We start from the raw sequence: 25,035 nt of genomic DNA, 5'->3' as shown, positions 1-25,035 counted from the left end.
TGCTGGATCATGGCTGTTTCGCGATCGTCCGAATGATGGATACCCCGCGTGGATCATCCAGGTCGAGCGTGCGCCAACCTTCCCGACAGTGAGAAACCCGCCCCGCAGACTGTCGACGCGCTGCTTCCCAGCCTCGAGCACACCCACGTTGTCCACGTGTTCCGCTCGGGTTATCGTCCTCGGCTAGCACCAATCACCTTGGCAGCCAGTCATCTCGGTGGCCCGCCCGGCAACCAGCGGTCAAAGCTGCTGTGCCGATGGGCTTTTGCCCTGTCGGCAACCGAGCCGTGGCAGCGACGACACGCGCGCAAGGGGTATCGAGATCATGAATCCGCAATCGGAGCCCGCGCTGCCGGAAACCGAGCGAATCCAGGTGGACGCCTTCGGCAATCGAGCGAACCTCGATGCTGCCGGCCAGGATCTCCGTTCGCTTCCCCAGTTGTTCGCGTCCCAGGTCGCGCGCACACCGGACAACCGAGCGGTGGTGTTCGGGGGCCAGTCGTGGAGCTATCGCGAGATCGACGAGCTGTCTTCTCGCTTAGCACATTTTCTGATCTCGCGGCAGGTCCGCCCCGGTGATCTGGTCGGTGTGCTGTTGCCGCGGTCTTGGCACTGGATCGTGGCGGTGTCGGGAATTCTCAAGGCCTGCGCCGCCTACGTACCGGTCGACCCGGATTACCCTGATCACCGAATCGCCTTCGTGCTGCAGGACACCGCGGTCAGCGCCGTGGTCACCACGGCGGCACTTGCCAGCCGCCTCGAATCGCTGGTGCGGCCGACCGCCCGGGGGTCTGTTCCTCTCGTGGACGTGTCCGATCCGGAGATCGGTCGCCGACCGAGCACCGCGCTGCCCTACCCCGCACCGCAGCAACTGGCTTATCTGATCTACACCTCTGGAACGACCGGGCAGCCCAAGGGGGTCGCCATCCCGCACGCCGGCGTCTGCGCGGTCATCACCTCGCACACCCGGCGACTGCACATCGACGGTGACAGCAAGGTGCTGCAATTCTCTCGATTGGTCTTCGACGCCTCGGTGCTCGACATGTGGTCGGCGTTACTGAGCGGCGCCACCGCGGTGGTGCCCACCGAGGAGCAAGCACGACCGGGCCCCGACCTGGCGCGCTTGATCGCGCGGCACCAGGTCACGCACGCGCATCTCACCGCATCCACCATCGCCGTACTGAGCCGGCAACAGTTGGCCGGCCTGACCCTGGTCGTCGGCGGCGAGACATGCGGCGCGGAGTTGGTCGACCGATTTGCGAACGACCGTGTCATGGTCAACGCGTATGGCCCTACCGAGACGACGGTGTACGTGTCGATCACCAAGCCACTGACGGCGGGGTCTGGAACACCGTCGATCGGATCGCCCGTGCCCGGAGTCACGCTGGCGGTGCTCGATGCTTCCCTACGCCGAGTACCGATAGGGGCGGTCGGCGAACTGTATGTCGGGGGTCACGGTGTGGCCCAGTGCTATTGGCGCCGCCCCGGCCTGACCGCCGCACGGTTTGTCGCGGATCCGATCGGCGCATCCGGTGGCCGGCTGTACCGCACAGGAGACTCGGTGCGCTGGAACCGGGCCGGCGAACTGGAGTACATCGGCCGCGTCGACGACCAGACGAAGATCCGCGGGTTCCGCGTCGAACCAGGAGAGGTCGAAAAGGAACTGGCCGCACATCCGGGAGTGGCGCGCGCGGTCGTGCTGGCCCGCGAGGTCCGACCTGGCGACAAGCAGCTGGTCGGCTACGTTGTGGCAGCCGCGGACACCGAGGCAGGTGCGGTCGACGCGGTGGCGCTCCGTCGCCATGTCGCACAACGATTGCCGCAGTTCATGGTGCCGTCCGCGATCGTTTTCGTCGATCACCTCCCGGTGACGATCAATGGGAAGATCGATCGGCAGGCCCTGCCGATGCCGGAATATCAGGCCGGGACGCGATATCGCGCGCCGGAAACCGCTGCGGAAGCAGCTCTGGTACGACTGTTCGCGGAAGTGCTCGACCACGAGCAGGTCGGCATCGATGACGACTTCTTCGAACTCGGTGGCCACTCGCTGGCAGCGACACGGTTGGCGAATCGGATTCGCGCGGTACTCGGCCGGGAACTGCCGATCTCCGCAATCTTCGACGCCCCCACTGTGGCAGGGCTTGCAAGAACGCTTGTCACAGGGTCGCGGCCGCGCCCTCCGCTCACGCCCATGCCGCGGCCCACAGTCGTACCACTGTCCTACGCGCAACGCCGCCTGTGGTTCCTGCACCGGCTCGAAGGTCCGTCGCCAACCTACAACATCCCCTTTGTCTGGTCGTTGACCGGGCCGCTGAATGTGCCCGCTCTGCGGGCGGCGATCCTGGACGTGGTGGCGCGTCACGAATCGTTGCGCACGGTGTTTCCCGAACTGGACGGGGTCCCCCGCCAGCAGGTCGTTGACGTCGACCAGATCGAATTCGGTTGGACCATAATGGACTCGAGTGGGTGGGACGATCATCGAGTGGCCGGCGAGGCCGCCGACATCGTCCACCACCGGTTCGATCTCGCTGTCGAAATACCGTTGCGCGCGCAGGTCTTTCGGCGCAGCGACACCGCGCATGTGCTGGTGATGGTGCTGCACCATATCGCCGCAGACGGCTGGTCGGGGGCGCCACTGGTCCGGGACCTGGTCACGGCCTATCGCGCGCGCCGCCACGGCCACGGTCCTCAGTGGGCCCCGCTGCCTGTTCAGTACGCCGACTACACGCTCTGGCAGCAGCAACTCCTGGGTTCGGCTACGGACCCGAACAGTCTGCTGACCACCCAAACAGCATACTGGCGAACCGAATTGGCTTCGGCACCCACCGATTCGGTGTTGCCGGCCGACCGGATACGGCCCGCCACGCAGTCGTATCGCGGTGATACCAGACCGTTCGTGTTGGACTCGCGACTACGCAGTGAGATCCTCCGAATGGCCCGCGATGCCGGTGTTTCGGCGCCGATGGCACTACAAGCAGGCCTGCTCGTATTGCTGCATCGGTTCGGCGCGGGCACCGATATCGTGATCGGGTCGCCCATCGCCGGACGCTCCGATCAGGCCGTCGATGATCTGATCGGGTTCTTCGTCAACACCTGGGTGCTACGCGCAACGCTCACCCCGGACCTGTCGGTGTCCGAACTCCTGGCCCAGATCAAGCGCAAGGCGTTGAGCGCCTACGAGAATCAAGAAGCCCCCTTCGACGTCCTGGTGGAACAGCTCAACCCCGACCGGTCCGTGGCCAGACACCCCGTGTTCCAGACGATGCTTGTTTTTCAGCATGACCCAGTCGGCGATTTCGAGTTGGAAGGGGTCGCGGCAACCCCGCTTCCGATGTACACCAGCACTTCCCGTTTGGATTTGTCCTTCGTAATCGACGATCACGGTGATCGCGGCGGCTGGGCCGCCCGCATCGAGTACGCTAGCGACCTGTTCGACCCGGCGACCATCGACATGTTCGCCGCGCGATTCCGCCAAGTGCTGGCCCGTATGGCCGCGGTTCCGAGTACCCCGATCGGGGCGATCGAATTACTCGACGAACGCGAACAGCGCCGACTGGACTTATTCGGCAATCGCGCGGCGCTTCGGACCGAAGCAGGCAGCACCGCATCTATACCGGAACTGTTCGCCGCGCAGGCGGCGCGGACGCCGGAAAACGAGGCACTCGTATTCGACGGCCGAACATGGACGTACCGGGAACTCGACCGCATGTCAGCGCGATTGGCGCACCGGCTGATCGGATACGGCATCGCTGCCGGAGATGTCGTTGGCGTTCTGTTGCCCAGAACGGCCCACAATTTCGTTGCGGTGCTCGCCATCTGGAGGATCGGCGCGGCCTACACTGCGATCGACCCCGCCTATCCAGATCACCGAATCTCATTCGTTTTCGACGATGCCGGCGTAGCGACAATCGTCACCACGACAGAGTTCGTGAGCCGAGCATCAGCGCTGCTGCCGAAGACCTCGCACAATGATCGCCTCGTTATCGACGTCCACGATCCGGTTGTCGAGAACCATCCCGACACCGCTCTTCCGTTTCCCGATGCTCGGCAAGTGGCCTACCTCATCTACACCTCGGGCACCACCGGCGTCCCGAAGGGGGTTGCGGTGTCGCATCGGGGGGTGGTCGATCTTGTCGTTGCCCATGTCCGGCATCTCGGTGTCGGTGGTGGAAGTCGGGTGCTGCAGTTCGCTCCGTTGGTTTTCGATGCGTCGGTGATCAATATGTGGTCGGCGTTGTTGTGTGGTGCGGTAGCGGTGGTGCCCACCGAGGAACAAGCGCGTCCGGGTGCGGAGTTGATGGAACTCGTTGCGTGCCAGGGGGTTACTCATGTTCATGTGACGCCCTCGACACTTGCGGTCTTGTCCCCGGATGGCTGGGATGCAGTGGAGTCGGTGTTGATGGGCAGTGAGGCGCTGCCTGCGGGCTTGGTCAAGCAGTGGGCCGGGCGGTTCCCGATGGTCAATACCTATGGCCCGACCGAGACGACGGTGTATTGCACCGTCACCGGCGAGTTGTCCACGGGTGCGGGCACGCCCTCGATTGGTTCACCGATGCCGCATGTGGCGCTGTTTGTGTTGGATGCCCGGTTGGGGCGGGTGCCGGTGGGGGTGGTCGGCGAGCTGTATATCGGGGGTTCTGGTGTGGCGTTGGGGTATTGGGGCCGGCCAGGTTTGACATCGGCCAGGTTCATCGCCGATCCATTCGGTGGTGACGGTGGTGGTGGCAGGTTGTACCGCTCCGGTGATCTGGTGCGGTGGAATCGGGTGGGGGAGTTGGAGTTCTGTGGCCGAGTCGACGACCAGATCAAGATCCGCGGGTACCGTATCGAACCCGGCGAGATACAAGCCGTCCTGGCCACCTACCCCGGCGTGAAACAAGCAGTCGTAGTCGCACGCACCGAACAACCCGTCGAACAACAACTCCTCGCCTACATCGTCACCGACGCCGCCGGCTGCGGAGTCGACATGGTTGCACTGAAACGCTTTACCGCGCAACGACTACCGGGGTTCATGGTCCCCGCGTCGATCACGGCTCTCGACGCGATACCGGTCACCATCAACGGCAAACTCGACATCTCGGCCTTGCCCGCCCCGCAGCACCTGCCTACCGCCCAGCACCGATCACCCCATACCATCCGCCAGCAATTATTGGCCGGACTGTTCACCGAAATCCTCGGACACGACCACATCGGTATCGACGACGACTTCTTCGAACTCGGCGGCCACTCACTCGCGGCAACGCGCCTCGTCAACCGCATCCGGACAACACTCGGGGTCGAAGTACCCATCCGCCAGATATTCGACACTCCCACCATCACCGGACTCGCGGCCAACATCGACGCCAGCCTGCGACCACGCCCACCACTGGTCGCCCAGCAACGGCCAGAACATGTCCCGCTCTCCTTCGCACAGGCGAGATTGTGGTTTCTTCATCGGTTGGAGGGGCCGTCGGCGACATACAACATCCCCATGGTCTGGACACTGAGCGGAACACTGGACGTGGCCGCCCTGCGGGCCGCGGTGACAGATGTGGTGGCCCGCCACGAGTCGTTGCGCACGGTTTTCACCGAGGTGGACGGCGTGCCGCAGCAACGGGTTCTCGACGCCGAGGGCATCGATGTCGGGTGGCAGGTGGTGGACGCGACCGGCTGGGGCACCGGGCGGCTCTCGGCGGCGATTCTGTCGCTGGCCCGATACGAATTCGATCTGGGCACCGAGGCACCGGTACGGGCAAACATATTGCGGCGCAGCGATACTGAGCATGTGCTGGTTCTACTGGTACACCATGTCGCCGCAGACGGATGGTCCTCGGTGCCGTTGCTGCGCGACCTCGCTCGCGCATACCGGTCACGGGTTCGGCACCAGGCTCCCCGGTGGGCGCCGCTGCCCGTTCAGTACATCGACTACGCCCTGTGGCAGCGCGCCTTGCTCGGATCGGAAACCTGCTCAGGCAGCGTGCTTTCGGCGCAGGTCGAGTACTGGCGTGCGGAGTTGGCGGGCGCGCCGCAGTGTCTGGATCTCCCCATCGATCGACCACGGCCGCGGGCCGTCTCCTACCGGGGTGACACCACCACCTTCGTGATCCCGCCGGTGCTGCGGACCGGCGTCCGGCAACTCGCACGGCAGCAAGGCGTGACGGTGTCGATGGTGTTGCAATCGGCGTTGGTTGCCCTGTGGCATCTGCTGGGAGCTGGTGACGACATCGTGATCGGCTCCCCCATCAGCGGACGCACAGACGAGGCCGCCGACGACTTGGTCGGATTCTTCGTCAACACCTGGGCGCTGCGCACCCAGGTCACCGCGCCGCTGGCGTTCTCCGACCTGCTCGCCCAGGTCAAGCGAAAAGCCTTGGCCGCCTATGAGAATCAAGACGCTCCGTTCGAATTGGTGATCGAGAAACTCAACCCGGTGCGTTCGGCTGCCCATCATCCGCTGTTCCAGACCATGCTGGTCTTCCAGAACAACGACGTCGCCGACATCGACATTCCCGGCATCGTCGCAGCCAAGATACCGGTGTCGGCCCGGGCTTCCCGGCTGGATCTGACCGTCACCGTAGAGGAGAGCGGCGACCGACTCGGCTGGCCTGTAGCGATCGAATATGCCGAGGACGTGTTCGATCGGGTGACCGTCGACGTACTGGCAGCACAATTCGTGCGCGTACTCGAAGCCATGGTCGCCGATCCGAGCGGAGCGGTGGGCGCCGTCGACCTGCTGGACGAACACGACAAAGATCAACTGGACGCGTTCGGCAACGGTGGCTTGCCGATCGTTGGTGACGATGTGTCGATTCCGAAGTTGTTCGCGGCCCAAGTCGCGCGCACGCCCGAGATCTGCGCAACCACATTCGAGTCCCGCTCGTGGACGTACGCGCAACTGGATGCCGAATCCGGCCGCTTGGCTACGCGTCTCGTCGCCGCGGGCGTGACACCGGGCGCACGCGTTGTGCTCCTGCTACCGCAATCGGCTAGCACCGTATTCGCCATCATGGCAGTACTGAAACTCGGCGCGGCATGCGTACCTATCGATGTGGCGTACCCACCGGAACGCATCCGCTTCGTCCTGCAAGACGCGACGCCTTCGGCGCTGATCACCACCGTCGATCGCATCGGTCAGGCCGAAGCGCTGCTGCAAGACAGCGCGGTCGCGACTGCCGTCGTCGACGTTGCGGATCCGACTACAGCCACGCTGCCGATCACGCCAGGCCTGAACGTCCCTGCCGAGCAGGTGGCGTATGTCATCTACACCTCCGGCACGACCGGCACTCCCAAGGGCGTGGCGGTCACCCACGCCAACATATGTCAACTGTTCACCGCTTTGAGCCGTCGAAGGGAATTCGGGCCGGGCCGGGTATGGACATCAACTCACTCGTACTCGTTCGACGTATCGATATGGGAAATACTGGGGCCGTTGCTCCACGGCGGACGTGTCGTCGTGGTTGCGGAGCCGGTCGTGAAGTCGCCACAGGATCTTGTCCGGTTGGTCACAGCTGAACGCGTGACCTTCTTCAGTCAGACTCCCTCCGCATTCGACGCGCTCCAGTCGGCGGCCAAGGAACTGATCGATACCCCGTTCGAGACGCTCGACACGATCTTTTTCGTGGGTGAAGCGTTGACACCGCACCGGCTGCGATCGTGGCTACCCGCCCATCCCGAGGTGCGGTTGTTCAACATGTACGGCCCGACCGAGACGACCGTGTACGCGACATGCCGGGAGATCGGTCCGGCCGACATCGACTCCCCCGCCAGCCCCATCGGGGGGCCGCTGGCCGGAGTGACATTCCATGTACTCGATGCCGGGTTACGTCGGGTGCCGATAGGAGTCACCGGTGAGCTGTATGTAGGCGGTGTCGGCGTCACCCAGGGATATTGGGCGCGCCCCGGCCTGACCGCGAGCAGGTTTGTCGCAGACCACGTGGGAGGCTCCGGGCGACGGCTGTATCGAACCGGTGACCTGGTGCGCTGGATTCGTTCAGGTGACCTGCAGTTCCTGGGACGAAATGACGACCAGATCAAGGTGAGGGGATTCCGCATCGAACCGGCGGAACTGCAGTCGGTGCTGAGTTCGCATCCCGACGTCGCACACGCGGCCGTCGTCGTCCGCGAGGAGCCGCCCGGAGACCGGCGACTCATCGGATACGTGGTCCCCGTCGATATCGGTCGCGGAATCGACGAGTCCGGACTCCGTCGGCACGCGGCAAGCCAGCTCCCGAAATTCATGATGCCCGGCGCGATCGTGGTGCTGGATGCGATGCCGCTGACGGTGAACGGAAAGCTGGACCGCCGCGCGTTGCCCGCACCGCGATATCAGTCGAATGGGGAGTATCGAGCGCCGGAAACGGCAACACAGAAAGCGGTGGCCGATCTGTACGGCGAGTTGCTCGGGATCGACCGGGTGGGTGCCGACGACGACTTCTTCGGCCTGGGCGGGCATTCGTTGTCGGTGGTGCGATTGACGGCGGCCATCCGACAATCGTTTGGCGCCGACATCCCGGTTCGGACGATATTCGAAGCGTCCACGGTTACCGAGTTGGCCGATGCCATCGACGTCACCGGCCAGGGGTGATCCCGTGGCCGATCGTCTTCGGATAGTCATCGCCGCCCGCGGCGCGAAAGAGTTCTCGCTGCTGCGCGAGGCCTGCGAACAGGCTGGGCACCTCCCGGTCGCCTATGCGTACAGCCGCTCGCGAAGGCCTGGCACAGCACCGGCGCCCGGTGGTGCCGGGACCATAGTCGAGATGCTCGAGTCCGCACCACCAGGAATGGATTTCCTGCTCCCCGGAACGGCTTCGGGTCTGGCCGGCATACTTGCCGGTTATCACGCGGATCTGCTTCTGGTCTGCGGGTTCAACTGGCGCATACCAACTTCCGTACTACAGATACCGACGCACGGGGCGCTCAATATCCACCCTTCGATGTTGCCCAAGTACCGCGGACCCGAACCCATCCACTGGGCTATACGCAACGGCGACACCGAATTCGGCATGACGCTGCACCGGATGGACGCAAATTTCGATACCGGCAACATCATGGCGCAACAGGACGGAATACCGATCGACGACGAGCCGACGCCGGAACGGCTCTGGCAGCACATGGCACCGGTGATGCGAAAGCTGCTGTGGCAGAGCCTCGATCGCGTAATCGACGGCGATCCCGGCGAACCGCAAGACGAGGCCCTGGCATCTTATGCGGGGCCTATGGAGCCCGAGTTCGGCCGCATCGACTGGCGGCACTCCGCCCGCGACATACACAATCAAGTTCGCACATTTCAGGCGATGCGGGCCGGATCCGGTCCGGTCGCTCAGGTGGGCGGGCGTTGGCTGAAGGTGCTACGCACCCGGCGCTCGCCTGGCACCGGCCCGCGTGTCGAATGCTCGGACGGGCCGCTGTGGATCGTCGAACACGTCACGGCCCCACCCCCGGACAGCCGGTAGTGTCGGGGGCACACGGCTCTCAGCAGTTCGGATCCGTCCGATCGGTCGTCCTCGACTCGAGCCGACGATGGCCGAAGCGACATTCCAGCATGATCGCACTTTCTTCCAGGACGATGGTGCGTTGATCACTCCAACCAGAGAACCGAAACCGGTTCTCCCCCAACGGAGTCATCGCAAGCACGTAACCTCTCGCAGTCTTCATGCAAACGTTGGGGCCGATCTTGCCCAGCTCGACCGATGTTCGCGGGTCCGGGGTTTCCAGTGGAATATCGTTGGGAAAATTCAGGAATGAGCTCGGGATATCGAACCTGCGTGCACCTGCCCATGGGCCGCCGTCGGCATCAACCGCAGCAAAGCGATTGAACAAAGCGCCGTGATCCTCGAAGAGTTTGTGAAATTCTGCTGGGAACAGCTGAATCAGATCCGAGGTCACCAGGGCGTCGACGACCAGGTGCACTCGCACCTCGCTACCCCTGTTCTCTACCCTGTGCAGGCGACCGAAATCTCCGTACCAGAGCTCACCGGGTGCCCAGCAGTGGCGAACGCCATCAAGAACAAGCGTAGCGTCCGGGTTCGTCAACACTGGGATGTGCAGCCGACAGAAACCGCGGCGGACATCGTATTTCGGATCACAGTGCTCATCCGAAGACGCGCCAGGACCGAGAGCCATCAATCGCACAGCGTTTAGCGGCGCCGGAATCGCGGAGACGACTTCGCGCATATAGGGTAGCCGATGCCACCATATGGTCGGCGCGTATCCCTGTCCCTCCGGTCCGCCCGGATCCGTGCGGTCCGGATCACCGCCGATACTCCACAGCGGAAGCACCCGCCAATCGAGTTCGGTGGGTGCGGTGACGGCGTCCAATTCCTGTTGTCCATCGATGTCGATGACATGAGTTCGCTGCTTCTGCCAGGAGGCAGCGGAGACCGAGTCGAGCTCGTCCGCCAGTCGCACTCCATCGATGCGGCAATCGAGTTCGACGGCGGCAGGGACTCGGGAAACTTCCGAATATGTAGAAGGAAGAGCAGTCATCGTATGACCTCGCAAGAAACGTAGAGCAGGCGCGGACCAGCCAGGATTCGACTCGCTGTTCGACCGGCGAATAGACTTCGTACTACTGCCCGTCCAGCGTCATGGATTGTGGCATCGGCAAGCGCACATCGCATCACCTCGAACCCCTCACTGTTGGGAAGACGATCGCCAACCGTATCGAGATATACCTGCCGGAGATGGGTTTCGTTTCCGACATCGTGACTTCAGTTGCGGTACTTGTCAATTCAGCGGACAAACCGATCCGGGGCATTCCCACCGGCTGGGAGGTCCACAGCTTTGACAGCCCTGGAGCCGACCACGAGGATGACGAAAAGACCCGCGTAGCCATTGGTTCGCGCTAGAAAGGCAGCTCGGTGACATCAACCGACTCAGCGATAACGACAATTTCTCCGCTGCACCCTCGCGACAGCAACAATCCCGACACCCTGATCGAATATCTGCGATCTCCGTGGTACCCACTGGTCGCCGAGCTGCACGACATCATTTCCACCGAGACGGTCCGCTACGCGGGATCGCATGGGCTCAAGAACTTGTTCCTTGTCTATGCGATGGCCCCGGCCGCCGCCATCCTCGATCGAGTGGGCGATCGTTTGATCCAAGGCCGAGGCGACGTGTCGCATCTGGTCAGGATGACCGATCGGTCGATGGCTTCGCACGGCTCACCTTCGACGAAGCAGTTGCGATGGTGGCCGATGTCGACGATGCAGTGCGCGGTGACGCCGGTTCGCGAACACTCACCCGCAGCGGTGAACGGGTCTCCGAATTCGTATGGGTTCATCATTTCGACAGCTCGACGGTGCCGTTTTATCACGCCTTCGGTGATGAGCACGGAACGACAGCCAAGTGCGCGGACCTCTACTTCGGAATGGGCGAAGTGTTCGGCTCGGGTGAACGGCATGCCGAAGTCGCCGATTTGCGCAGATCCATGGCGCTGCACGGTGTCGACGAAGCCGACTATGCGTGGTACGTCCGCATGAAGACGGAAATTCCTATGTTGACATCGGGATTCGGCATGGATATCGACCGGTTCCTCATGTGGGTGCTCAATCACCACGACATCCGCGATATGCCGTTGATCTCCCGCATCGATGAACCGCCGTCATGGCCGCCGGCGATCATTCGCCCCCAGCCGTGTACAGATCTACTGAATCCATATCGAATAAGGAGATGCGCGTGAGCATCGTCTATGAATTGCAAGCCGAATGGGACCTGGCACTGGTCGGAACATCTCGGGGCCAGGAAGAAAGCAGGCGTCAGGCGGCGGAGTTGGATACTGCGCTCGCCTCCGGCGAGTATCGTTCGGCCGCGGGCCCGATACCGCTGCGACCGGTTCTCCTGCCCGCGGCAACAGTGCGGACATTGACAATGCTGTCCCGCCATTTGCTTCGCTTGATCGAATCTATCTGCACCGAACGCGCAAAAACACCGGCGGAGCTGGCCGAGTTGCTCGGCTATCGACGTCCGCCTGCTTCGATGTTGACGGACGACCCGAAATGGAATGCGACGGCGTTGGACATGGCCAGGCCGGATATCATCATCAGCGGCGGCGTCGCACGTTTCGTCGAATTCAATATCACCAGTGGTATCGCCGGACCGGAGCACATGACGAGGCAGGATCGATTCTTCATGAACAAGCTTCGGGCCTTGCATAGCGATATTGCCGCAAAATTCACCGTGCCCGATAACTTCACAGCACGTCGCGAAGTCATCTGGAAAGCCGCACAAGCATACAGCATCCAGCATCCTCGGGTGTGCCTGCTCGGCTGGAGCGACGAAGGTCTCGGTTCCCGGGATTATTTCTCGGAAACAATCGAAGATTTCAACAATCATGGCATTTCCTGCGATTTCGCCATTCCCGACCAGCTGGACTCTTCGCCTACTGCGCTGACCCACGACGGCAAGCCGATCGACATCGCATATCGGACCTTCGCGTATACCCACGAGAGCGCAAAGCGGGTGAATTGGGATATCAGCCCCTTGCGCCATGCCATGCAGGCGGGTACCGCGATTACCCTGACTCCCGAGCTGGCGGATCTCTACTCCAGCAAGAAAATCCTGGCCTGGCTGAGCGAATCGGCGGGCTCACTGCCCGCCGCGGACCGAGAGTTCGTGCAAACACATGTTCCGTGGAGCCGAGTGATCGCGGATACGAAAGTATGGTGGCGGGGCCGGTCGCGCGACCTACTTTCGCTGCTCATTGACGAGCAAGACCAGTTCCTTCTCAAACCCCATGCTCAGCTCGGCGGGCACGGGGTGCTAGTCGGACGGGCGACACCGCCCGGCGAATGGCGAACTGCGGTGACCTCCGCGGCCATCCGAGGCACACACGTTGTGCAGGAGTTCTGGCCACCCGATCCGATCGAAGTGCCGATCCACCGACCGGCCAGTGGCAGTACAGAACTCGTGCGAGCGGCAGCTGTCGTCAGCCCGGTACTGTTCGGCGGCAAGCTCAGTGGCGTCCTGGTACGGCACACCGACGCGCCGGAGTCCCCGATCGTGAATAGCGCGAGCGGAGTGAGCAATACGTGCTGGTTCGTCTGAGCACCGAGAGGTTACGTCGACACCAGATCTCCTGGTGCGAGGGGCGCCGTGAATCGCATCAAAATGCTCAAAGAACCAGGTTCGGGCGGGCCAACTTCGACCGTCAAGGAACTCCTACGGATACGGCTTCGGCACGTGAACACCCCTCCGGGACCACTTCCCGGCAAGCCAGACCGATGTCACCTATCCGTGCCCCAATGCGTCATTGAATTGATGTTCCCTGCCCCTGGATATAGCGAGGGAGCGTCTTCACGAGGAGGACGGAATTGGCTCGGAGCTCTTCCAAGAGATTTGCATATCGGCGGGTTGCTGTCCCGAGACCTATGTGTGGTAGCAGTTCCCTCAATGCAATGAACGAGGTGACGTGATGGCGCGCCATTCGCATTGCTCGACCTAGCGACTCCAACGGGGAGAGTCCCTCAAATTCTTGGAGAACTATCAGACAGTTCATGACCTGATCGTCAGCGCCTTTGCCGTCAGAATAGAGGTCGTTGACGATGGTGATGTAGTCGCAGGCGTGGTCGGTCAACTGCTGGATCGCCGGATGCTGGCTGGGGTCATCGATGCCACGAAGCATGCGCTCCAGGGCAATTATAACCGAAATCGGTAGATAGCGGCGAAGGGGAGATAGATGTCCGGGTTGGGGGGTTCCCCGCGTGATGTATTCAGATTCCCACACTTGAGCGTGTAGGTATTGCATTAACGCGAGGTGTAGCTGATTGATGTCGTGTCCAAACAGGCCTGGGGCGTGATGCCAGAAGAGTTCGAGCAGTCCGAGGGTTGGATTATCCGTGTCGTCCCGATATGCATCGCCGGTCAAGATTTCTGTTGCTCGAGTAACAAATCGGAAGAGCTCGTTATTATCGACCCGGTCGCCGAGCATGTTGCTGAAGTGGTCATCGGAGATTAGATATAGACTGGCGAACTGCGCGTGCAGGAGCAGACCGTCGGGGTTCCCTCCGGGAAGACACAGATCGCGCCCATTCCCCCAGATTCGCGCGCGTGAGGCCATTTCCTCCAGACCTAGGCGTCCCATCTGGCAGCGGAGCTGTCGTCGGAACTATCGTTAACCGACGTGCGAGAAGGGTCGAATAATCTGCATTCTTCCTGGTGGAGCTAAGGGGACTCGAACCCCTGACCCCCACACTGCCAGTGTGGTGCGCTACCAGCTGCGCCATAGCCCCGTGTTCAGTTTTCGGCCCGCTGGGGGTGTTCCCCTTCGGCCTCAACGAAGTTACACCACGCCTGCTCATGGGACCAAATCGCCTGGGTTTGCGGGCTGGTGGAACTGGTGTTCGAAAGGTAAGCTCGAACACATGTTCGACAGCGGGGATCTTCAGACGATGAGTGACGAGGGGCTGATCGACGCACTGCGGCGGGCACATGGGGCGTCGGCGTTTGCGCAGGCAGCAGAGGTGTTGGCGGTGCGTGAGCTGTATCGGCGCCAGCGCGCGGCAGAACAGGAGCCCGGCGGTGGGCCGCGCGGCGGAGAGTTCACGGCGACCGAGGCCGCTGTGGCGGTACAGATCTCGGAGCAGGTGGCGGCGGCGCTGATCGATATCGGGCTGGCGCTGGATGTGCTGCCGCGCACCCGGGCGGCATTCGCGTCGGGCCGGATAGACCTGGCACGAGTGCAGGTGATCGCCGACAACACCCGCGATATGCCCGCCGAAGTGCTGGAGGAGCTGGAGGAGAAGCTCATCGAGGCGGCCGCGCGGTCGGCGCCCGCCCGGCTGCGGCAGATCGCCCGGCGGTGGGTCGCGAAGCTGGACCCGGAGGGCGAGCAGCGGCGGCGCGAACGACGCGAGGGCGACCGGGACGTGCGCATCAAGGCCGTGCAGGACGGCATGGCGGTATTCGACAGTCTGCTGCCCGCCGCGGACGCACAGACCGTCGCCATGCGGCTGCGGGAGATGAGCCTGCGGGTGTGCGAGGCCGATCCGCGCACGATGCCGCAGCGGCGGGCGGATGCGCTCGTCGCCCTGGCCGACGGCACGGGGGTGCTGCGCTGTGCGTGCGGCCGCAGGCAGTGCCCGGCCGAGCCCGCCGTGGCAGCGACGCCGCGCCGCCCGCTGATCCAGATCGGCGTCCCCGCCGACACCCTGCTCGGCGGCGGGAATCACCCGGCTTTCCTGGCGGGTTACGGTCCGCTCGATGCCGATCTCGCTCGCAGAATCGCCGAACACGCACAGTTCCAAGTGATTCCGGAACGCACCGACGATCCGACCACCACGGAGGAGGCGATGCGCGAGGAGCCGGCGGCGTGGGTGGATCGCGAGATCCGTGCCCTCGACGGGCTGTGCCGGTTCCCCGGCTGCACGATGCCCGCGGCGGAGTCGGCCCTGGACCACACCGAGCCGTTCGACCCCGCACATCCGGGCCGCGGTGGCGCGACGGTGATGGCGAACCTGGCGGTGCTGTGCTCCCGCCACCACCGCCTGAAATCACTGGCGGACAAGGGAAGACAACGCTGGGACGTGCGCCGCACACCCGGCGGCGGGCTGCAGTGGACGAGTCCGGCGGGAGACGTCCACACCACCGTTCGCGAGGGCTCCCGATACTTGTTCCCGCACACCGACGACGAGGCTCCCGACCTCGAATGGCCCTCTCCCACAACACCTGTGGACCTCCCCCACCCGGCCTCGGTCGATCTCACCTACCCGTTCGAGCACGCCTTCGCGCACGGGCACCTTGCCACCGTGCCCCCCGAGGACGATCTGCCCGATCGCACCGAAAAGGCAAGCCACTGAACACTATTGACCGGGTATGCCCCGCCCACCACCGACCCACGAGGACACGGCACGTCATGAAACCCCCGGACCCGCCTCCGGCTCCCACGATCATCGACGTCGGCGTGGAACGCGAGCGCATCGCGGCCCTGGAACAGATTCGCCGGCGGCTGGAATCCGAACTCGACAAGACCGATGCCGGATGCGGTTACGCGGCGATGGCCCGGCAACTGCGCGACACCGTCAACGCCATCGCCGACGCGCGCAACCGCATCTACGAAACCCTGCTCGGCGACGAACTCGAGCCGAACGAAGCAGAGCCGCCCGACCTCGAGTAACCCACACACAACCTGCAGCCTGCAGCACGGTACTCGGGGGACCCGCCCCGGGCGGCATGGGGATCCCGCCCGGGGCAACGGGTCGCGAGGCCGGTCAGCTCGCGACCTTGGCGACCCACTCCTGATCGTTGACGTCGACCTCGGACCCACCGTCGAACACCGTCGGCGTGCCGACCTTCCCGCCCAGTGCGGACTTCAGCGCCGTCAGCGCGGCCTCGGCGTGATTGCGCGCCGAATCGACCCGCTGCCCCTTCCCGATGCACTGCAGCACGGATTCGGGCGCGCCCGCCTCCTTGGCGATCGCCGAGAGCTCATCGTTGCCGAGGTCGCCACCGTTCTCGCTGGGCTGCTTCGTGGTGAACAGCAGCGCGTGGAACTTCGAGTACACCGGACCGTCCCCCGCGTCGGCGACACATTCGTTGGCGGCCACCGCGCGCGTCGAGTAGTCCTTACTGCCCGACTTCGAATCGAGGAAGTTCACCAGCCGGTACCGCACGGCCAGCTTGCCCTCGTCGATCCGGTGCGCGATCTCCTGGCCGTAGATGTGCTCGAGCGACCCACAGGCCGGGCACATCGGATCCTCGTAGATATCGATCGTCTTGGCGGCGTTGGGTTTACCGAGCACGATCGCCCCGTCGGAATCCAGCAGGGCGTGCACGGCCGGATCGTGCACCGGACCGTATCCGTCGTCGCGCACCGACAGGCTGGTGTCGCTGTTCCAACGCACGAACAGCACGACCATCACCGCGATCACCACCAGGGCGACGGCCCCCAGGGCATAGCTGGTGCGGCTGTTCATCGGTCGCGGCGTGTACTTCGGTCCGGAGGAGTTCACGCGTCCACTCTGCCAAAGCAGGGGCCGCGACCCGAATCGAACGCGTGTCGACACGGCCGCAATGACCCATTTGCGACGCGAGAGGTCAACGCGACCCGCTGCCCTCGCCCGCGGGGACGGCATCCAGCACGGCCCGCCGCCGCATCGGCTCGGGCACCATCGCCCATCCGGCCGCGGCCACGACCAGCAGCGCGCCGGTCACCGCCAGCCCGAATCCGAACGAGATCCGTTGCGCGAGGGCGCCGACCACCACCGGCCCGAGCACGGTGCCGAGATCGGCGGCCATCTGAAATCCGGCCAGCACCGGCCCGCCGCGCCGATTCGGCCCGATGATGTCGGCGACGGTCGCCTGCTGGGACGGCGTGAACATCCCCGACCCGAGCCCGGCGACGAACGACGCCGCGAGCAGCCAGCCGAGATTCGGCGATATGCCGAGTCCGACCGTGCCGAGCGCGCACACCAGCGTGCCCGCGATGAGGAAGGGCTTGCGGCCCCACCGATCCGACAGTCGGCCCGAGAGGAACAGCACGCCCGCGTTCCCGGCCGCGAACGCCGTCAACACGATGCCCGCCGCACCTCCCGACTCGCCGAGCACCTCGACCACGAGCAGCGGCACCAGCGCCATCCGCACCCCGAATACGGCCGCCCCGTTGGCGAAGTTGGACCACAGCACCGCCCAGTAGGCGGGGCGCCGCAGCGCCTGCCGGAAGCTCATGACCCGCACCTCGCCCGGGACCTCGGGCGCCGCCAGTGTCGAATCGCGCAGGCTCCAGTACACGACGGCACTGGCGATCAGCAGCGCTACGGCGTAGATCACGAACGGCATCCGCAGCCCGAGCCCGGCCAGGAGTCCGCCGATCAGCGGCCCGCCGAGCGATCCGAGGAGGAAGCTGGTGGACCACAGCCCCGAGATCCGGCCGCGCTCTCCGGCCGGTGACATGCGGATCACCAGGCCCAGCGAGGACACCGTGAACATGGTCGACCCGATGCCGCCGAGCGCCCGCAGCACGATCAGCTGCCAGTAGCCCTGCGCCAGCGCACACGCCCCGGTCGACACCGCCACGATCAGCAGCCCACCCAGATACACCCACCGCTCCCCCAAGCGCTGCACCAGGCGCCCGCTGACCGGCGCGAACAGCAGCCGCATCAGGGCGAAGGCGCTGACGATCGCCGAGGCCGCCGCCACGCCGACCCCGAAGCCGCGGGCGTACTGCGGCAGCACCGGCGCCACCAGTCCGTAGCCGAGGGCGATGATGAACGCCGCGCCGATCAGCACCCAGATCTCGACGGGCAACCGCCCCGGTCTACTTGCGCTCACCCGTTACACCCGTCCTGCACGACTCACCACAACATATTCCGCCGGGGAGAACTTCCCACAGCGATGAATTCTCCCGGGTCGTCCGGTCATCACTGATACGGACCCTGACCGAGGGAGGATTCATCATGCCCATCCATGCAGTCGGCACCCGCGAGCAGTGGCGATCGGCCTACGAGAAGCTGCGCGCGGAGGAGAAGGAACTCACCCGGCGCACCGACGAGATAGCGCGGGAACGGCAGGCGATGCCGTGGGTGCCGATCACGAAGAAGTACCGCTTCCAGACCAACGCGGGGGAGAAGACGCTGGCGGAACTGTTCGACGGGCGCTCACAGCTGATCATCCGGCACTTCATGCACGGCCCGAAGACGCCGCAGGGATGCCCCGGATGCACCTTCGAAACCGATAATCTCGTCGGCGCGGTACCGCACCTGGCCCATCGCGATGTCACCTTCATCCTGGCCTCGCGCTCGCCACTGGAGGTCCTCAACGAGTACAAGAAGCGCTTCGGCTGGGACATCGAATGGGTGTCGATAGGCGACAACGGCTTCAACGAGGACTTCTACGAGTACATGCACATCCCCACGCCGCGCCGCGATCAGCCGGGCGGGGGCAGCATGCTCGACGTCATGGAGTTGATGGCGCTGAGCAGCTTCGCACTGCAGGGCGGCGTCGTCTACCACACCTATTCGACCTACGACCGGGGCACCGACGCACTCAACGCCACCTGGCAGCTGCTCGACCGGGCGCCGTACGGCCGCGGCACCGGGTTCGACAACTGGCCCCGCAAGCGCGACGAGTACTGACCGGCAGGGGTGAACTCAGGGGGATGGCGAGGCGGAGCCTGCGGAGCCGGGGTGGGTAAGCTCAGGGGGATGGCGAGGCGGAGCTTTGCGGAGCCGGGGTGGATAAGCTCAGCCCAGCGCCCGTCCGACGACTTCCTCCGCGGCCGCCTGCACCTGCGCCAGATGTTCGGATCCCTCGAAGGATTCGGCGTAGATCTTGTACTTGTCCTCCGTGCCGGACGGCCGCGCCGCGAACCAGGCGTTCTCGGTGGTCACCTTCACCCCGCCGAGCGCCGCGCCGTTCCCCCGGGCGCGGGTCTGGATGCCGGTGATGGCCTCGCCCGCGACCTCGGTGGCGGTGATGTCGTCGGGCGTCAGCGCCGCCAGGCGCGACTTCTGCGCGGCGGTGGCGTTGGCGTCGATGCGGGCGTAAGACGGGCTGCCGTAACGCTTTTCGAGCTCGGCGTAGCGGGCCGAGGGGCTCTGCCCGGTGACGGCGGTGATCTCGGCGGCCAGCAGCGCCAGCAGAATGCCGTCCTTGTCGGTGGTCCACACCGTGCCGTCGTGCCGCAGGAAGGAGGCGCCCGCGCTCTCCTCGCCACCGAAAGCCAAAGAGCCACTGAATAATCCGGGCACGAACCACTTGAATCCGACCGGCACCTCGTGCACCTGACGGCCCAGCACGCTGACCACCCGGTCGATCATCGAGGAGGTCACCACCGTCTTGCCGATCTTGGTCAGCGCATCCCAGCTCATCCGGTTCGCGATCAGATATTCGATCGCGACGGCCAGGAAGTGGTTGGGATTCATCAGGCCCGCGTCGGGAGTCACCACGCCGTGCCGGTCGGCGTCGGCGTCGTTGCCGGTGGAGACGTCGTAGTCGTCGCGGATGGCCACCAGCGAGGCCATCGCGTACCGCGAGGACGGGTCCATGCGGATCTTGCCGTCGCTGTCGAGGGTCATGAAGCGCCAGGTGGGATCCACGAACGGGTTGACGACCTCGAGTTCCAGGTCGTAGCGCTGCCCGATCTCCTCCCAATAGTCGACGCTGGCCCCGCCCATCGGATCGGCGCCGAGCCGAATTCCGGCGCCGCGCACGGCATCCAGGTTCAGCACGTTGGGCAGGTCGGCGATGTAGTGATCGAGATAGTCGTAGCGTTCGACGCTGGTGTCGAGGGCGTGCTGCAGGGTGGTGCGCTTGACCCCGGCGAGACCGCCGCGCAGCAGTTCGTTGGCGCGGTCGGCGATGGCGTCGGTGGCGACCGTATCGGCCGGGCCGCCGTGCGGCGGGTTGTATTTGAAGCCGCCGTCGCGCGGTGGATTGTGCGACGGGGTCACCACGATGCCGTCGGCCTGGTGGCGGGTGCCGCCCCGATTGTGCCGCAGCACGGCATGACTCAGCGCCGGTGTGGGCGTGTAGCGGCCGCGCGCGTCGACGATGGCGGTGACCTCGTTGGCGGCCAGCACCTCGAGCGCCGTCGACCACGCGGGCTCGGAGAGCGCGTGGGTGTCGCGGGCCAGATACACCGGCCCGGTGATGCCGCGGGTGGCGCGGTACTCGACGATGGCCTGCGTGATCGCCAGGATGTGCGCCTCGTTGAACGCGCAGTCCAGGCTCGAGCCGCGATGCCCGGACGTGCCGAACTGCACCAGCTGCGACGGCTCCGAGGGATCGGGGATGCGGCTGTAATAGGCCGTCACCAAGTGCGGAAGGTCTACCAGATCAGTGGCCCGCGCCGGTCGCCCGGCTCGATCATGGGCCATGGTCGGGCCTCCCTTCCGTATCGGTGCCGTCCGGCTGGGGCTGGTCATCACGATCACGACGTTCCCCGCTGCCCGTCCAGGGGGTTTACCGTATCGAACGCCACCGACACGTCCGCTACCTGCATCATCGGCGCACCCCGGAGTCCCACACCTGCACCGGCGACAGCGCCGTCGTCCCGGAATCGAACAGCTCGGCGTTGGCGGCGACGAAATCCCGCAGTCGTTCGGCGTCGTCGACGACCATCACCATCACCGGCAGGTTCTCGGCCAGGTCGAGCATGCGGGTGGTGTGGATCCGGGAGGACACGCCGTACCCCTCCACGCCGCGCCACACGCTGGCGCCGGCGAGTCCGGCATCGCGGGCCCGGCGCACGATCTCGTGATAGCGGGGCCGATGCTTCCAGTGGTCGTCCTCGCCCAGCAGCACCGTCAGCCGGGCCGCCGGCCGCCACCGCGGATCGGGCTGCCACGCGTCGGCTTCCGTGACGATCTGCACCACCGGATCCATCGGTGCCTCACTCATCACCTGCCCCCAATCGTCGTGCCGTTCCGTTGTCCATCCTGCCGCGCCGACCCACGACACGACCGCACCCAGCGCAACCACCATCCCCCGCGGGTCCGTGTAGACCGCCCCCCGGCGCACCCGATTCGAGCAGTTTACGAACCTCGCCGGCCTCGGTCGGCAAGTGGTGAAACCACCCAGCACACCGCCGCCGCGCGGCGGCCGCCGCCTGCGCACCGCCCGCCCGGCGGCGTCGTGCGGCATCGCGGCGACGAGCACCGCCGCTGCGGCGGCGTTCGCCCCAAGAGTGGTCCAGAGTATCGGATTCGCTTGTGGCGGGCAAAGACTCACACCACCGAACGTGGGCGCACCCGGGGTGCCCACCGGGCGCACCGGCGACTCCCTCCGCATAGGCGCCGGTTCGCGAATCCACCTGGTAACCCTCCTGCCCGAGACCGAAACCTGTCGAGCCATGCTAACTGCCAGCGATCGCGCGGCAGTCGGCGCGCGGCCGCCGTACCGGTCACCGCCGGATATCGCCGCGGGACCGGTGCGGGTCGCCGAGCACCGGCCGACGCGAGCCTCCGGCTCATCGAGAGCATCGGCGTCCGGCGGCGATGCGGGGACCGCATCGGTCGGGTGCGACAGATAGTGACCGGCGAACCGGCGCGGCACTCTGCAGGATGCCCCGCCGACTGCTGTAATAACCCTGCCCGGCGCGCTAGCCAATCATTTGCCAATCACCGCCCGGGCGGCCGTTCGCACACCCCCGGCACGCGCTGTGTTCGATGGCGAGGCGCCGAAACGGCTTACTACGACCTTCCGCTTCACCCGACCGCGCATCGCTCGATCGGCATTCCCCGCGCGAGCGTGCGGACCTGCTCGTTACGACACCAGGAGCGACCGATGGCACTACGCCGGGCAAGAGGTCCGTGGCGGAACCGGCCGGAACCGAGCTCGTCCGGCGATCGAGGCTCGGCCGTCACGGCGAGCCCGGCCCCATTCCTTCCGACGCCGGATCGGGGAGCCGCAGCCACCCGGCCGGTCGGGGGACCTGCTCAGGCAGGACCGCGGCGCGTCCGGTCACGACGTAACCTGCGCTGCTCCGCAACCGTTCTCCTCGCCATCCTGGTGTCGGCGTGGGGCACCGGGTGTGGCGCCCCCGCCGCCCGGGCGGCGGTGTTCCCGATCCCCGACCCGGACGCCTTCTACTGGGCCCCACCGAATATCGCCGACTATCGGCCGGGCGATGTGGTGCGCAGCCGGACCGTCCCGGCCCCGGGATTCCCGGGCGCGACCGCCTGGCAGCTGGTCTACCGCTCGACGAACTCCGCCGACGCGCCCATCGCCGCCGTCACGACGGTGCTGGTACCCGGCGGTGGCGGCAGCCGCCCGCTGGTGTCGTATCAGCCGTTCGTGAACTCGCTCGGCCTGCACTGCGCGCCATCACACAGCCTGTTCGACGGTGGGCTGCGCGAGTCGGCGGCGCTGAATCTGCTGCTGGCCCGCGGCTGGGCGGTGGCGGTGCCCGACCATCTCGGCCCCGCCAGTTCCTACGGCGCCGCGCGGCTCGGCGGGCGGCTCACCCTCGACGGCGTCCGCGCGGCGAAACGCTTCGGGCCCACGGGGCTGGCCGACAGTCCGGTGGGATTGGCGGGATACTCCGGCGGCGGCATGGCGACCGGATTCGCGGCCGCACTCGCCCCCGAGTACGCCCCGGAGCTGCCGATCGTCGGCGTCGCCATGGGCGGGGTGCCGGTGAATATCGGCAAGCTGGCCCTGGACGTGGGCGCGACGCCGAATCCGTTGTTCGGCTTGGGATTCGCGGCCGCGGTCGGGCTGGAGCGCGAGTACCCGGACGTGATGTCGCTGGACGCCCGGATGACACCGGCGGGCCACGACCTGCGCGGCCGCATCGCCGACGCCTGCACCGACGAGATCATCGGCGCCGCCGCCAACCGCAGCTTCGCGGAGTTCTTCGTCGGCGGGGTCGACGATGTCAGCGGTGCACAGGTCGGCGTCCTGCACGAGAACAGCCTGGAGACGTTCGCGGGCGTGCCGCGCGCCCCGGTGTACCAATGGCACGGCGGGGCGGACGTCGTGAACCCCTGGCTCGCGCGCGATGTGGCGGGACGGTACTGCGCCTCCGGAACCCCGGTGCTGTTCGAGATCATCCCGGGTGCCGACCACGGCGCCGCCATCGCGCCGGGGTCCGCCAACGCCTTCGGGTACCTCGGCGACCGCTTCGCGGGGCTCGCGCCCGCGAGCAACTGCTGACGGGCGGCTACCCCGACGCGGTACGGACCGGGTCGGTACGGCGGCGCCGCCGGAGAAACCAGCCGCCGACCAGCACCGGAACCATGATCACGGGGACGGCGACGATGGCGCCGCGCTGCTCGATCCCGCCGCTGCTCGCCATCAGCACCACCACACCGGCGAGGAACACCAGGGTGGCGATGCTCGTGTACGGGGTGCCGATCAAGCGGAACGCGGGCCGGGCCGCGAGCCCGTTGCGCCACCACCGCCACAACTGCAGCTGGCACAGCACGATCGCCGCCCACGCCGTGATCACGCCCAGGGCCGACATATTGAGCACGATCTCGTACGCCCGCTCGGGCACCACGGCATTGAGCCCCACGCCTGCCAGAGCTATCGCGCCTGTGGCCAGAATCCCCACGTACGGCACTCCCTTCGCCGACAGCGTGGCGGCGCGGGCCGGGGCGCTGCCGTTCATCGACAGCGAGCGCAGGATCCGGCCGGTCGAGTACAGGCCCGCGTTGAGACTGGAGAACGCTGCCGTCAGCACGACCAGGTTCATGACCGAATCCGCCCCGCCCACACCGATTTTCGCGAAGAAGGTGACGAACGGGCTCTCCCCCGCCCGGAAGACGCTGTGCGGCAGCAGCAGGCTGAGCAGCACCAGCGACCCGACATAGAACACGGCGATGCGCGCGATCACCGAGTTGATCGCCCGCGGCATGATCTTCTCCGGTTCGGCCGTCTCGCCCGCGGCCGTGCCCACCAGTTCCACTGCGGAATAAGCGAATACGACACCGGTCGTGACGATGACCAGTGGCAGCAACCCGGTCGGGAACAGCCCGCCGTGATCGCGCAGGATCACCGGGCCGGTGCTCTCGCCCGCTATCGGGAAGCGACCGACCAGAAATACCGTGCCGATGATCAGAAAGCTCACCAGCGCGACCACTTTGATCAACGCGGCCCAGAACTCCAGCTCACCGAACCACCGCACCGATACCAGATTGATGGCCACCACCACGACCAGGGCTATCAGCGCGAGAATCCACTGCGGAATCGACCGGAAGGCCGACCAGTAGTGGACGTAGGTGGCGATGGCCGTGATATCCACGATGCCACTCATGCACCAGTGGAAGAAGTACATCCACCCGACCGCGTAAGCCAGTTTCTCGCCGTAGAACTCGCGGGCATAGGAGACGAACGAACCCGACGACGGGCGGTGCAATACCAGCTCACCCAGCGCGCGGAGCACGAAGAAGACGAATACGCCGCATACGGCGTACACCAGCACGAGGCCGGGTCCCGCGTCGGCCAGCCGACCACCGGCGCCGAGGAACAAGCCGGTCCCGATGGCGCCGCCGATCGCGATCATCCGCAACTGCCGCGGCCGCAGACTCTTGTGGTACCCGGCGTCCTCGTCCCGCAGTACGTCGGTCACAGCGCCTCCAGCGTCGGCCTACCTTATCGTCATGAAATGTACCGTTA

16 protein-coding genes and 1 tRNA gene are annotated in these 25,035 nt (G+C 65.6%); 9 read left to right on the top strand and 8 right to left on the bottom strand.

Features of this window, described 5'->3' with window-relative positions; translation table 11 throughout:
- Nucleotides 1-325 precede the first annotated feature (325 nt).
- The gene (locus tag ACYVLQ_RS01555; protein ID WP_460695527.1) at nucleotides 326-8,563 is read left to right on the top strand and encodes a non-ribosomal peptide synthetase; all 8,238 of its coding nucleotides are present in this window, start codon (nucleotides 326-328) and stop codon (nucleotides 8,561-8,563) included.
- A gap of 4 nt (nucleotides 8,564-8,567) precedes the next feature.
- Entirely contained in the window at nucleotides 8,568-9,431 is an 864-nt protein-coding gene (locus ACYVLQ_RS01550; protein WP_460695526.1) for a methionyl-tRNA formyltransferase, read from the top strand.
- 19 nt (nucleotides 9,432-9,450) lie between these two features.
- Here ACYVLQ_RS01550 and ACYVLQ_RS01545 read toward each other — a convergent pair whose 3' ends face one another.
- Nucleotides 9,451-10,464, bottom strand: a complete 1,014-nt coding sequence (locus ACYVLQ_RS01545; RefSeq protein WP_460695525.1) for an aspartyl/asparaginyl beta-hydroxylase domain-containing protein — start codon at nucleotides 10,462-10,464, stop codon at nucleotides 9,451-9,453.
- Between the two features lie 101 nt (nucleotides 10,465-10,565).
- Between ACYVLQ_RS01545 and ACYVLQ_RS01540 the strand changes: the two genes are divergently transcribed.
- From ACYVLQ_RS01540 to ACYVLQ_RS01530, 3 genes are all read left to right on the top strand, one after another.
- Nucleotides 10,566-10,826, top strand: coding sequence for a hypothetical protein (locus ACYVLQ_RS01540; protein ID WP_460695524.1), 261 nt, complete (start codon nucleotides 10,566-10,568; stop codon nucleotides 10,824-10,826).
- Between the two features lie 107 nt (nucleotides 10,827-10,933).
- Nucleotides 10,934-11,662, top strand: coding sequence for an amino acid--tRNA ligase-related protein (locus tag ACYVLQ_RS01535; RefSeq protein ID WP_460695523.1), 729 nt, complete (start codon nucleotides 10,934-10,936; stop codon nucleotides 11,660-11,662).
- Nucleotides 11,659-13,026: a hypothetical protein gene (locus ACYVLQ_RS01530; RefSeq protein ID WP_460695522.1), complete on the top strand. Its 1,368-nt coding sequence runs from the start codon at nucleotides 11,659-11,661 to the stop codon at nucleotides 13,024-13,026. The genes ACYVLQ_RS01535 and ACYVLQ_RS01530 overlap by 4 nt, the downstream gene beginning before the upstream one ends.
- A 202-nt stretch (nucleotides 13,027-13,228) precedes the next feature.
- On the opposite strand, the gene ACYVLQ_RS01525 is transcribed toward ACYVLQ_RS01530, so the two are convergent.
- A complete protein-coding gene (locus ACYVLQ_RS01525) occupies nucleotides 13,229-14,038 on the bottom strand; it encodes a terpene synthase family protein (protein WP_460695521.1) in 810 nt (269 codons plus the stop codon).
- 96 nt (nucleotides 14,039-14,134) lie between these two features.
- Nucleotides 14,135-14,210, bottom strand: a tRNA-Ala gene (locus ACYVLQ_RS01520).
- A 159-nt stretch (nucleotides 14,211-14,369) separates the two neighbouring features.
- Between ACYVLQ_RS01520 and ACYVLQ_RS01515 the strand changes: the two genes are divergently transcribed.
- Both ACYVLQ_RS01515 and ACYVLQ_RS01510 read left to right on the top strand, forming a co-directional pair.
- Entirely contained in the window at nucleotides 14,370-15,776 is a 1,407-nt protein-coding gene (locus ACYVLQ_RS01515) for an HNH endonuclease signature motif containing protein (protein WP_460695520.1), read from the top strand.
- Nucleotides 15,777-15,832: 56 nt separating this feature from the next.
- Nucleotides 15,833-16,093 carry a hypothetical protein gene (locus tag ACYVLQ_RS01510; RefSeq protein ID WP_460695519.1) on the top strand — a complete coding sequence of 87 codons (261 nt, stop codon included), beginning with the start codon at nucleotides 15,833-15,835 and terminating at the stop codon, nucleotides 16,091-16,093.
- Between the two features lie 94 nt (nucleotides 16,094-16,187).
- Here the strand turns inward: ACYVLQ_RS01510 and ACYVLQ_RS01505 are convergent, their stop codons facing one another.
- Both ACYVLQ_RS01505 and ACYVLQ_RS01500 read right to left on the bottom strand, forming a co-directional pair.
- Nucleotides 16,188-16,928 carry a DsbA family protein gene (locus ACYVLQ_RS01505; RefSeq protein WP_460695518.1) on the bottom strand — a complete coding sequence of 247 codons (741 nt, stop codon included), beginning with the start codon at nucleotides 16,926-16,928 and terminating at the stop codon, nucleotides 16,188-16,190.
- Nucleotides 16,929-17,013: 85 nt separating this feature from the next.
- Complete coding sequence (locus ACYVLQ_RS01500; RefSeq protein WP_460695517.1) at nucleotides 17,014-18,246, bottom strand: MFS transporter; 1,233 nt, start codon at nucleotides 18,244-18,246, stop codon at nucleotides 17,014-17,016.
- Between the two features lie 125 nt (nucleotides 18,247-18,371).
- On the opposite strand from ACYVLQ_RS01500, the gene ACYVLQ_RS01495 reads away from it, so the two are divergent.
- A complete protein-coding gene (locus tag ACYVLQ_RS01495; RefSeq protein ID WP_460695516.1) occupies nucleotides 18,372-19,049 on the top strand; it encodes a DUF899 domain-containing protein in 678 nt (225 codons plus the stop codon).
- Nucleotides 19,050-19,157: 108 nt separating this feature from the next.
- Here the strand turns inward: ACYVLQ_RS01495 and pgm are convergent, their stop codons facing one another.
- Together pgm and ACYVLQ_RS01485 are read right to left on the bottom strand one after the other, a co-directional pair.
- A complete protein-coding gene (pgm, locus tag ACYVLQ_RS01490) occupies nucleotides 19,158-20,792 on the bottom strand; it encodes a phosphoglucomutase (alpha-D-glucose-1,6-bisphosphate-dependent) (protein WP_068027632.1) in 1,635 nt (544 codons plus the stop codon).
- Nucleotides 20,793-20,916: 124 nt separating this feature from the next.
- Entirely contained in the window at nucleotides 20,917-21,315 is a 399-nt protein-coding gene (locus ACYVLQ_RS01485; RefSeq protein WP_460695515.1) for a DUF190 domain-containing protein, read from the bottom strand.
- Nucleotides 21,316-22,425: 1,110 nt separating this feature from the next.
- Between ACYVLQ_RS01485 and ACYVLQ_RS01480 the strand changes: the two genes are divergently transcribed.
- Nucleotides 22,426-23,571, top strand: a complete 1,146-nt coding sequence (locus ACYVLQ_RS01480) for a lipase family protein (RefSeq protein ID WP_460695514.1) — start codon at nucleotides 22,426-22,428, stop codon at nucleotides 23,569-23,571.
- Between the two features lie 7 nt (nucleotides 23,572-23,578).
- Here the strand turns inward: ACYVLQ_RS01480 and ACYVLQ_RS01475 are convergent, their stop codons facing one another.
- On the bottom strand, nucleotides 23,579-24,988 hold the full coding sequence (locus ACYVLQ_RS01475; RefSeq protein ID WP_460695513.1) for an amino acid permease: 1,410 nt from the start codon (nucleotides 24,986-24,988) through the stop codon (nucleotides 23,579-23,581).
- Nucleotides 24,989-25,035 lie beyond the last annotated feature (47 nt).

The sequence above is a fragment of the Nocardia thraciensis genome, from assembly GCF_054782435.1.
This window is presented reverse-complemented; position numbering and strand designations above follow the sequence as displayed.

Coding starts and splice junctions, on each gene's coding strand:
- ACYVLQ_RS01515 (WP_460695520.1), top strand. CDS start 14,370: ATGAGTGACGAGGGGCTGATCGACGCACTGCGGCGGGCACATGGGGCG.
- ACYVLQ_RS01485 (WP_460695515.1), bottom strand. CDS start 21,315: ATGAGTGAGGCACCGATGGATCCGGTGGTGCAGATCGTCACGGAAGCC.
- pgm (WP_068027632.1), bottom strand. CDS start 20,792: ATGGCCCATGATCGAGCCGGGCGACCGGCGCGGGCCACTGATCTGGTA.
- ACYVLQ_RS01495 (WP_460695516.1), top strand. CDS start 18,372: ATGCCCATCCATGCAGTCGGCACCCGCGAGCAGTGGCGATCGGCCTAC.
- ACYVLQ_RS01545 (WP_460695525.1), bottom strand. CDS start 10,464: ATGACTGCTCTTCCTTCTACATATTCGGAAGTTTCCCGAGTCCCTGCC.
- ACYVLQ_RS01510 (WP_460695519.1), top strand. CDS start 15,833: ATGAAACCCCCGGACCCGCCTCCGGCTCCCACGATCATCGACGTCGGC.
- ACYVLQ_RS01540 (WP_460695524.1), top strand. CDS start 10,566: ATGGATTGTGGCATCGGCAAGCGCACATCGCATCACCTCGAACCCCTC.
- ACYVLQ_RS01525 (WP_460695521.1), bottom strand. CDS start 14,038: ATGGCCTCACGCGCGCGAATCTGGGGGAATGGGCGCGATCTGTGTCTT.
- ACYVLQ_RS01555 (WP_460695527.1), top strand. CDS start 326: ATGAATCCGCAATCGGAGCCCGCGCTGCCGGAAACCGAGCGAATCCAG.